Annotated in this window: 8 protein-coding genes and 1 pseudogene; 6 read left to right on the top strand and 3 right to left on the bottom strand. The window is 64.8% G+C overall.

The genetic code is table 11. The features are described from left to right. The first annotated feature begins 144 nt into the window (after positions 1 to 144). On the top strand, positions 145 to 747 hold the full coding sequence (locus Q1J95_RS11165; protein WP_300267603.1) for a GNAT family protein: 603 nt from the start codon (positions 145 to 147) through the stop codon (positions 745 to 747). A 78-nt stretch (positions 748 to 825) separates the two neighbouring features. After that, complete coding sequence (locus tag Q1J95_RS11160) at positions 826 to 1,437, top strand: NAD(P)H-dependent oxidoreductase (protein WP_300267601.1); 612 nt, start codon at positions 826 to 828, stop codon at positions 1,435 to 1,437. A 12-nt stretch (positions 1,438 to 1,449) separates the two neighbouring features. Here Q1J95_RS11160 and Q1J95_RS11155 read toward each other — a convergent pair whose 3' ends face one another. Further along, positions 1,450 to 1,659 (bottom strand): hypothetical protein, encoded by a 210-nt coding sequence (locus tag Q1J95_RS11155; RefSeq protein WP_300267599.1) that lies wholly within the window; start codon positions 1,657 to 1,659, stop codon positions 1,450 to 1,452. A 47-nt stretch (positions 1,660 to 1,706) separates the two neighbouring features. On the opposite strand from Q1J95_RS11155, the gene Q1J95_RS15715 reads away from it, so the two are divergent. After that, positions 1,707 to 1,940 carry a hypothetical protein gene (locus Q1J95_RS15715; RefSeq protein ID WP_366945554.1) on the top strand — a complete coding sequence of 78 codons (234 nt, stop codon included), beginning with the start codon at positions 1,707 to 1,709 and terminating at the stop codon, positions 1,938 to 1,940. A 39-nt stretch (positions 1,941 to 1,979) separates the two neighbouring features. Beyond that, positions 1,980 to 3,160: pseudogene (locus tag Q1J95_RS11150) on the top strand (IS3 family transposase). A gap of 391 nt (positions 3,161 to 3,551) precedes the next feature. Here Q1J95_RS11150 and Q1J95_RS11145 read toward each other — a convergent pair. Beyond that, a complete protein-coding gene (locus tag Q1J95_RS11145) occupies positions 3,552 to 3,830 on the bottom strand; it encodes a hypothetical protein (RefSeq protein WP_300267597.1) in 279 nt (92 codons plus the stop codon). Between the two features lie 100 nt (positions 3,831 to 3,930). Between Q1J95_RS11145 and Q1J95_RS11140 the strand changes: the two genes are divergently transcribed. Continuing rightward, complete coding sequence (locus tag Q1J95_RS11140; protein ID WP_300267595.1) at positions 3,931 to 4,311, top strand: hypothetical protein; 381 nt, start codon at positions 3,931 to 3,933, stop codon at positions 4,309 to 4,311. Positions 4,312 to 4,340: 29 nt separating this feature from the next. Here the strand turns inward: Q1J95_RS11140 and Q1J95_RS11135 are convergent, their stop codons facing one another. After that, positions 4,341 to 5,822, bottom strand: a complete 1,482-nt coding sequence (locus Q1J95_RS11135) for a helix-turn-helix transcriptional regulator (RefSeq protein WP_300267594.1) — start codon at positions 5,820 to 5,822, stop codon at positions 4,341 to 4,343. Between the two features lie 354 nt (positions 5,823 to 6,176). On the opposite strand from Q1J95_RS11135, the gene Q1J95_RS11130 reads away from it, so the two are divergent. Next, positions 6,177 to 9,740 carry a VWA domain-containing protein gene (locus tag Q1J95_RS11130; protein ID WP_300267593.1) on the top strand — a complete coding sequence of 1,188 codons (3,564 nt, stop codon included), beginning with the start codon at positions 6,177 to 6,179 and terminating at the stop codon, positions 9,738 to 9,740. Positions 9,741 to 9,911: the final 171 nt, after the last annotated feature.

Raw genomic sequence — 9,911 nt, 5'->3', positions numbered from 1 at the left:
GACCATCTTCGGCAGGTATTTCACCGCCGAATCGTCGCGCATAATGATGTCCATGAGAGCACCGATCGTGAGCGCGAAAATGAGAATCGACACGAGGATCGCCATGAGTTCATGCTAGACGAACGTCGCTGGTTGAATACACCTATGGCTTTTCTCACCGCACCGGCACCCGTCACGCTCACCGGCCGCCTGGTGGAGCTTCGCCCGCTCGATCACTCGCATCACGACGGGCTCGTCGAAGCAGTAAGCGAAGACAAACTCTGGGAGAGCGCGTGGTACACGTCGGTGCCTGCTCCCGACGGCGTCGCAGCCGAGATCGATCGACGACTCGCGCTCGTGGGTACCGGAGAGATGCTGCCCTTCACCGCTTTCGATGCGACCGGTCGCGTACTCGGCATGACCTCGTTCTACGACATCGTCGCTGACGTTCCGCGCCTGCACATCGGCTATACCTGGAATCGTCCCTCAGCGCACGGGACGGGCACGAACCCCGAGTCGAAGTATCTGCTGCTGCGCCACGCGTTCGAGCAACTGGGGGTGTTTCGTGTGGGGCTGACGACGCAGTGGGTGAACTTCCAATCGCGTGCGGCGATCGAGCGGCTCGGCGCCAAGCAGGACGGCGTCATGCGAGCCGTATCGCGCTATCGCAACGGGGCTCTCCGCGACAGTGTGGAGTACTCGATCATCGAGCCGGAGTGGCCAGCGGTGAAGGCGAATCTTGAAGCGAGGCTCGCGAAGCGGCGCTAGGGAGCCGTGCCCTAGTGCTTTACCGCGAACATCGAAACCCCCTTCGCGCGCGGCCGCCGCGGCGTTAGTCTCCCGGGCATGGATACCCCACTGACAGCCCTCATGATCAACTGCACGCTCAAGCCATCGCCGCAGGATTCGAGCTCTGATGTGCTCGGCGGGCAGATCCTCACCGCTCTCGCCAGCCACGGCGTGAGCCCGGCCACGATTCGCGCTGTCGATCATTCGATCAGCCCCGGTGTGCAGAAAGACATGGGCGCCGGCGACGAGTGGCCCGCGCTTCGCGAACAGGTCCTCAAAGCCGACATCATCGTGTTCGTGACCCCGACATGGCTTGGCCAACACTCCAGTGTCGCCCAGCGCGTGCTGGAGCGCCTGGATGCCGAGCTCAGCGAGACGGATGCCGACGGCAAACCGACACTGTTCGACAAGGTCGCGGTCGCCGCCGTCGTCGGCAACGAGGACGGCGCCCATCACATCACCGGGATCCTGTTCCAGGCTCTGAGCGATGTCGGCTTCACCGTTCCCGCCCAGGCTTCGGTGTACTGGAACGGGGAGGCCATGCACGGCACGGACTACAAAGACCTCCACGAGGTCCCCGAGAAGGTCGCGCAGAGCACGACGACAGCGGCAGCGAATGCCGTGCACCTGGCTGCGCTTCTACGAGAAAGCGGATACACCGCGCCGTGAGCGCGGATGCGGTCAGTTGGCGCCGGGGCCGCCATCCCAGTTGTTCGCACGACGCGTCGCGCTGCCAGCCTGACGCATGATCCATGCGAGAGACAGGCAGAAGATCAGAAGTCCCGCACAGAAGGTCAGCGCCTGGAAGCCGTCAGCGACGCCGTGGGCGATTCCCATCATGAGCACGCCGCCCAGGAAAAGAACCACGTAGATGATAAAGCTGAAGATCACTGCTGCCTCCTGTTGTGCATCCTCACTCCAGGATAGTCGGATCTGTGATGGAGGTAGTCTCTGTCGCGATGACCGTTCAACCGAGGATCAAGCAAAGCCCTCTGATCGTGCTCAATGGTGGATCAAACGCGGGGAAGTCAACCATCGCGCGAGCGCTACAGGAAGCGCTCCCGGGGATCTGGCTGACGTTCGGCGTGGACACGTTCATCGACGCGCTGCCTGGTAAAGGTGACAGCCCACGATCGGGAATCGGGCGTGAGGAACGAATCGGTGACAACTGATCGTTAGCGTCGGGAGGCGCTGGCGGGGAGGATGTCATCATGCCCGGTCCCTATCCCAGAGAGTTCCGCGAGGACGTTGTCGCGGTCGCTCGCAGCTGTGAGAGCGGCGTCACCATCAAACAGATCGCTACTGACTTCGGTATCAGCGAAGCGACGTTGCAGAACTGGCTCCGTCAGGCCGACGTCGAAGAAGGCAATCGGCCTGGTCAGACTGCGGCGGATGCTGCGGAAGCGCGGGAGCTGAAGAAACGGATCCGCCTACTCGAGCAGGAGAACGAGGTGCTCCGGAGGGCTGCGGCGTATCTGTCGCAGGCGAATCTGAAACTCGGTGGCTCCCCAAAATGACGTACCCGCTCGTATCTGAGCTCGCCGAGGACGGCATCCCCGTCACGGTGTCGTGCCGGGTCCTCAAGCTCGCCCGCCAGCCCTACTACCGGTGGCGCAACGACCCTGTCCGGGACGCGGACGTGCTCCGCGCGCACCGGATCAACGCCCTGCACGACGCTCACCACGACGATCCGACGTTCGGATACCGATACCTCGCCGACGAGGCCCGCCGTGCGGGTTGGCGGATGAGCCGCCGGACCGCATGGAAGTTGTGTTCTCAGGCGGGGATTCTCTCGTCTGCGCAGCGCCGCCGACGAGGGAAGGGCAAGAAGGCTGGCCCGCCGGTGTTCGATGATCACGTGAAGCGCGTGTTCCGCGCTGACGCGCCGAACCGGGTGTGGCTGACCGACATCACCGAGCACCGCACCACCACCGAGGGCAAGCTCTACTGCTGCGCGATCAAGGACGCGTTCTCGAACCGGATCGTCGGCTACTCGATCTCGGATCGGATGACCGCGAAACTCGCCGTCGACGCACTCCGCAACGCCGTCGCCCGCCGTGGTGAGGTCGCCGGCTGCATCCTGCATGCCGACAGGGGCAGCCAATTTCGCAGCCGAGCCATGGCCCGTGAGCTGCGCCGTTACGACATGGTCGGATCCATGGGCCGCGTCGGCGCGGCCGGGGACAATGCCGCGATGGAGAGCTTCTGGTCGCTTCTTCAAACGAACGTCCTCAACCAGCAACGGTGGGCCACCCGACAGGAGCTGCGACTCGCGATCGTCGTCTGGATCGAGCGGAAGTATCACCGCCAACGAGCACAGGACACTCTCGGCGGGTTGACGCCCATCGAGTTCGAAGCCAAGCTAGCCGAGCCGCTCACACTCGCGGCCTAAACCGAAACTGTCACCAGTTCGTTCCTCACGCCCAGGCAAGGAGCGTCGAGACGAAAGCTAGAGCACCGGTGAGGGCACGCGCTAGTTCTCCCATCGGAGTCAGGGAGCCGGCCGCCCATACTCCTGCGCCGACGATGATGCCGATAATCACAACCAAGATGGTCGATGAGCGACGGTCGGGAAGTTGGAAGGGCGCTTTCTTTTCTGAGACAGGATCAGCCGGGCGCTCCAGCGAGGCGCGATCGCCGTACATACTACCGAGGGCAGCGATCAGTATCACCGCTGTGAGAGGCCAAGCAAGCCAGCTGGAACGGTGAGTACGGTGTTGAGTCATGGGGATGAGTATGTCAGCCTCCCAGCATCCCGAACCGCGCGCTGAAAAGAGCGGGGATCACTCCCGTGTCGGCGGTGGCCCTTCGGATCTGACGCGCAGCAGCCCTGCAGCCACGGCGGGCGCCAGCACCTGGGGAATCGTCTCGGCAACGTTCAGCACGCCGAGGTACATGCCCGCGCGACCTGCCGGAATTACCCGCATCGCGAGCGCGAGGTTGACGGCGAGATACGTGCCCACGGCGAGGCCGCCGATCGCGGCCGCGGTCCACAGCACGATCGGAGCATCCGCAATGCCGCGCACGGCAGCGCCGACACCCAGCCCCACCGCCCCGCTCACAGAGCCCATTAGAGTGAAGCCATGTCACCGGGTTCAACTGCGCTCCCGATGTCCTCGACCCTGTTGGAACGACCGCGACTCCTCGAAGTGTTGTCATCGCATGCCACGTTCGTTGCACTTTGTCGGATCCGTCGGAGCGGGGGCGTCGACGCTGCTGCGGCAATGGGCGACGAATCAGACGAACGTGACATGGGCACCGGTCGGTGCTGTGGACGGGTCGCGTGCCGCGGATTCGCCCCTGGTGAAGATCGGCGCCGCACGGGTGGTGGTCTTCGACGGCCAGCGTGAAAAGGCATTGCGGATGCTGGGCAGCATCACGGCCGACGCTCCCGAGGAGCGAGCGAGTCTCGCCGCTCTCGAGGCGATCGTCCTGCGCGGACTCGGACGTGATGCCGACGCTGCTCTTGCCGCGCGTCGGGTAGGAACGGTCGCGAATGCCTATGATTTGGCGTCTGAGGCGGCGGCCGTTCGGCATGGGTGAGGTTCGGGGTGAATTGAAACCGGGCGGGGTCAGAGCAGACCGCGTTCGTACGCCTCACCCAGCAGGGTGTCGCGGCTGGACGCGCCGAGCTTGCGGTAGAGGCTAGAGACCTGTGTCTTGATCGTGTTCAGCGACACGAACAGACGCTCCGCGATCTCTCTGCGGCTCAGCCCCTCGGCCAGGTGCGTGAGGATCTCGGCCTCTCTCGGCGTCAACCACTGGATGTGCGGCCGGACCGGCGCAGGTTCCCCGGCTAGCACCCCGCGGATGTGCTCTCCCGCAGATCCGGCGACCGGGAGATTCATTCGAGGAAGTCCCTCGGCGAGCTGTGCGACCTGTCGACGGGTGGTCTTGGCTGCGGCATCTTCCTCAAGCGCGTGATGGGCGAGGTGGACGATGCTCAGCCGCCACAGCTCCAGCTGGCGCAGCCCGTCGGTCTGCGGCACGATGCGCGCAGCCAGAGCGAGTGCCTGGGCGGCCGCGCCGGTGTCGAGCGCGACGCCCGCCGCCATGAGTGTCGTGAGCGGCATGTCCGGGTCGGCGGATCCGATGCCGGCGCGGGCCGCTGCGGTGTTGCTGGCGCGCGCGGCGAGTGCGGCGCGGGCGAGCGGTGAGGCACTGCCGGGCAGGCCCTGGCCGGTCGACGAGCCGGGCAGGGCGGATTGCTCGAGAACGGTCAGCACGTGCTCCGCTCCGCTTTCGCCGGCCAGCGCGGAGGGGATGAGAGCGAGCACATAGTACGGCCACATCTCGCCGATATCCTGCCGTTGCAGGGCAAGCAGCGGCTCGAGAACGCTCTCGCCGTGGGCACCGTCGATGAGGATCGTGGCGAGCTGAACCGTGGCATCCACGACAGGCTCGGCCCAGCTGGTCGTCCTTTCGCAGCGAGCCGCGTCGACCAGCTCTCGGCGCGCCAGATCGGGATCGCCGAAGAGTGCGTGCACGAGGGCGGCCTTGGCATGAGCATCCCGCACCAGGAACGCGAGGTCGGCCGGCGGACACGTCCACTTGACGCGCTCGAATTCGGCCAGAGCCCCGCGGAAGTCTCCGGCCAGCATCCGGGTGATGCCGGCCTGCACGCCGGCAAACGAAGCACCGCCTTTCGATCCGTCCAAGAGCGCGTTGCGTGCCTGCGCATCGGCCCGGATGCTGTCGAGCAGCGACAGCGCGAAGTGCATCTCTCCACGCATCCGGGCTTCGAGAACAGCCATGGCGATCGTCGTGCCGCGTCCGATCGCATCTTCGACCTTGAGGCCGTTGTGCCTCGCGTCCTCGAGCAGCGGAACCGGTTCGCCGCGCAGCAGGGCGAGCACGTACGACACCACGGGGCGGGTGCGCAGTTCACCTTTCGGTGCGGCCTCGAGCACTGTGCGCAGCTCGGCGGGCTCGAGGGCGAACCACGCCTGGATGAAGTGCGCCTCGAACACCTCGGGAATTCGCTCCCGTGGTCCGTCATCACGCAGCTCGCGCAGCAGCGCAGGCACGACAAACAACGATTCCGCAGTGGACATCAGGCCTTCCCCTCGTCTTTAAGTTCCCATAGACGTCTCGGATCGTCCCCAGATCCTCTCGTCACTGTAGCCGCTCCGACACACCGGTGGGCACGAATCCTCGAACCCGGCAGCCTCACAGGCGATGCCCACTCCCGCTCCGCCGCGCATCGCAATCGCAATCGCTGACCCTGCCTGTTTGAGCTGGTTTCACCCTGGCAAAGCGGGGCGGGGTGAATTAGGGGGTGAAGTCGAGTCGCCCCGCGCGTTTTTCCCTTCACCGGCTGGATAGCCTCGCGTCGGCAGCTACCCGTCTGCCGTGCGCATTCGCAGCGGATCTGCTGCGCGCCTGGGGAATCAAGAGGAGTCACTCACGTGAGACAAACACGTCCAAAATCGTCGCGCCATCGCGCCCGCTTCGCCGTGAAGGGGGCTCTGGCTGCGACTCTCGCCGCGGCAATGGCCTTCGGAGGATCGGCGACCGCGAACGCGGTCGAATCAGATGTGCCGGTGGATCAGAACCCGGCGCTGTCCGAGCAGTGTTCGATCGATCTCGCGATCAGCATCGACCTGTCGAACTCGGTCACCGATGAGCAACTGCTGCAGACTCGCCAAGAGCTGACCGGGCTCGTCAACGCGCTCGAAGGCTACCCGGTCGAATTCGCCGTGCACACCTTCGCATCGAACGCGCCTGCGACGTCAGCATCCGCGAATGCACCGCTGCCGCTGACCTCGGTCGCCGACGCTGCCGGTGTCTCAGCGATCAGTTCGTACGTCAACGGCGTCAAGCGCCCCGCGGCCCAGCAGGGCGGTACCAACTGGGACCGCGGCCTGGCCGCCGTCACTGCCTCGGACGAAGAATACGACGCGCTGCTGTTTCTGACCGACGGTAACCCGACGCAGTACGACAGCCCGGCCACAGGCCCCGGCAGCAGCACGGACAAAGACGTGATCAACGCGGCAGTCGAGAGTGCGAATGCGCTCAAGGGCGAAGACACCCGGATCATTCCGATTGGCGTCAGCGACAACCTCTCGGGAGGCGCTCTCGAAGAATTCCGCGAGCACATCCGACAGATCTCCGGGCCGGCCGAAGGCAGCGATTACTACGTCGCCGGATTCAACCAGCTGCAGTCCACCCTGATCAACATCGTCAACGAGAACTGCGCCTCGATCGATCTCGAGAAGGTCGGAACTCTCGCGCCCGGTGCCATCGGCATCGAGGGTGACACCGTGAACTACGCCTTCACCGTCACCAACGATGGCACGGTCACGCTCACGGACGTCGATCTCGACGACCCCAAGCCGGGCCTGTCGAATATCGAGTTCGGCGTCTGGCCGGGCGCGTCCGGCGTGCTCGAACCAGGGCAGAAGGTGAATGCCTCGGCGACATACCAGCTCAAGGCCGCTGACATCACGGCCGGTCAAGTCGCTAACACGGCGACCGTCACAGGTACGCCGCCGGCGGGCCGAGACGTCACTGACGAGTCTCCTGCACTTGTAGAGCTTCCCGAACTCCTCCCGGGCATCTCGCTCGACAAGACCGGCGTCCTCGATGGCGACACCATCGCCTACGAGTTCACGGCGAAAAACACGGGCAATGTGACCCTCACGAACGTGTCGATCTCTGATGAGCTCGACGGTCTCTCTGACATCACTTATGGTGAGTGGCCCGGTGCTGCCGGAACGCTCGCTCCGGGGAAGTCGGTCACCGCGACCGCTTCGTACACGCTCACGCAGAGCGACCGGGATGCCGGAATCGTCGAGAACACCGCCACCACAACCGGCACTCCGCCGACCGGATCACCCGTGACGGATGAGGACGACTTCGACCAGCCGCTCGCATCCAACCCGGGCATCTCACTGATCAAGACCGGCTCGCTCGACGGCAACACTGTCGGCTACGAGTTCACCGCGACCAACACGGGCAACGTGACGCTCACGGGTGTGTCGATCTCTGATGAGCTCGATGGTCTGTCTGACATCTCTTATGGTGAGTGGCCCGGTGCTGCCGGAGTACTTGCTCCTGGAAAGTCGGTCACCGCGACGGCGTCGTACACGCTGACGCAGGCCGATCGGGATGCCGGAATCGTGGAGAACACCGCGACGACCACTGGCAACCCGCCGACGGGAACCCCCGTCACCGATGAGGACGACTTCGACCTTCCGGTGCCGCAGGCTCCTGGCATCTCGCTGGTGAAGACCGGTGAGCTCGAGGGCAACACCACCGCCTACGAGTTCGTCGCTACTAACACCGGCAACGTCACCCTCACGGATGTGTCGATCGCTGACGAACTGGACGGTCTGTCGGACATCACCTATGGTGAATGGCCCGGCACTGCCGGAACGCTTGCGCCTGGAAAGTCGGTCACCGCGACGGCGTCGTACACGCTCACGCAGGCTGATCGAGATGCTGGCATCGTGGAGAACACTGCGACGACCACGGGTACCCCGCCGAGTGGGACACCGGTGACGGACGAGGATGATTTCGATCAGCCGCTCGAATCCAACCCTGGTATCTCGCTGGTCAAGACCGGCTCGCTCGACGGCAACACTGTCGGCTATGAGTTCACCGCGACCAACACCGGCGACGTCACGCTCACCGGTGTGTCGATTTCCGATGAGCTGGACGGTCTGTCTGACATCTCTTATGGTGAGTGGCCCGGTGCTGCTGGAACGCTCGCTCCTGGGAAGTCGATCACGGCGACAGCGTCGTATACGCTGACGCAGGCTGACCGGGATGCCGGAATCGTCGAGAACACCGCGACGACCACTGGCAACCCGCCGAGCGGGACGCCTGTTACGGATGAGGACGACTTCGACCAGCCGGTGCCGCAGGCTCCTGGTGTCTCGCTGGTGAAGACCGGTGCGCTTGACGGCGACACGATCTCTTACGAGTTCACCGCGACCAACAGCGGCAACGTGACCCTCACGGGTGTCTCGATTGCTGACGAGCTCGACGGTCTGTCTGACGTCGTCTACGGCGAGTGGGCCGATGCTGCCGGAACGCTCGCTCCAGGGCAGTCGATCACTGCAACCGCGTCGTACACGCTGACGCAGGCTGATCGGGATGCCGGAATCGTGGAGAACACCGCGACGACCACTGGCAACCCGCCGAACGGGACGCCTGTCACCGATGAGGACGACTTCGACCAGCCGGTGCCGCAGAATCCCGCCATCGTGCTCGAGAAGACCGGTGCGCTCGATGGCGACACGATCTCTTACGAGTTCACCGCGACCAACAGCGGCGACGTCACCCTCAGGAATGTGTCGATCGCTGACGAGCTCGACGGCCTTTCGGAGATCATCTACGGCGAGTGGCCCGGCGTTGCCGGAACACTGGCTCCTGGCCAGTCGATCGTTGCAACCGCGTCTTACACGCTGACGCAGGCTGATCGGGATGCTGGGATCGTGGAGAACACTGCCACGACCATTGGAACCCCGCCGAGCGGAACGCCGGTCACGGACGAGGACGACTTCGACCAGCCGGTGCCGCAGAACCCCGGCATCCTGCTCGAGAAGACCGGCGCCGTCAACGGCGACACGATCTCGTACGAGTTCATCGTCACCAACAGCGGCGATGTGACACTGACCGGAGTGTTGATCACCGATGAGCTGAAGGGCCTTTCTGAGATCGTCTACGGTGAGTGGCCGGCCGAGGCCGGCGTGCTCGCACCCGGCGAGTCGGTCACGGCGACCGCGTCGTACGTCATCACCAACGATGACCGCACGGCCGGCAGCGTCACCAACGACGCGAGCGTCACCGGAACCCCGCCTGTGGGCCCCGACGTCGCCGATGGGGACAGCGTGACCACTCCGGTCGGTGGGCTCGCCATCACAGGTGGCGACGCCGCACAGTGGCTCGGCGTGAGCGGCCTCGCTCTGGCACTCATGACGATCGGTGCGATCGCAGTGATCCGCCGTCGTCGCGTGCAGGCATAGTCGATCGCATAAACAGCTCGACCCCGGTGCACCCTCCCCGCACCGGGGTCGAGTTCTGCCTACTGCTGCAGGACCGCGCGCAACCTCTTCGACAGCGGGGGAGAGTTGCGACCCAGACTTCTCATAGGTCTCGCGCGAGCGCCGATACGGGTCGATGACGTCGTCGTCTTG

The organism is Microbacterium sp. (assembly GCF_029263575.1).
Classification (GTDB): Bacteria; Actinomycetota; Actinomycetes; order Actinomycetales; family Microbacteriaceae; genus Microbacterium.
The sequence above is the reverse complement of the archived record's forward strand: the minus strand, read 5'-3'. Positions and strand labels throughout refer to the sequence as shown.

What these genes read in the sequence shown, in the direction of transcription:
- Q1J95_RS11165 (WP_300267603.1), top strand. Translation starts at nt 145, where the DNA reads ATGGCTTTTCTCACCGCACCGGCACCCGTCACGCTCACCGGCCGCCTG.
- Q1J95_RS11160 (WP_300267601.1), top strand. Translation starts at nt 826, where the DNA reads ATGGATACCCCACTGACAGCCCTCATGATCAACTGCACGCTCAAGCCA.
- Q1J95_RS15715 (WP_366945554.1), top strand. Translation starts at nt 1,707, where the DNA reads ATGGAGGTAGTCTCTGTCGCGATGACCGTTCAACCGAGGATCAAGCAA.
- Q1J95_RS11140 (WP_300267595.1), top strand. Translation starts at nt 3,931, where the DNA reads ATGCCACGTTCGTTGCACTTTGTCGGATCCGTCGGAGCGGGGGCGTCG.
- Q1J95_RS11135 (WP_300267594.1), bottom strand. Translation starts at nt 5,822, where the DNA reads ATGTCCACTGCGGAATCGTTGTTTGTCGTGCCTGCGCTGCTGCGCGAG.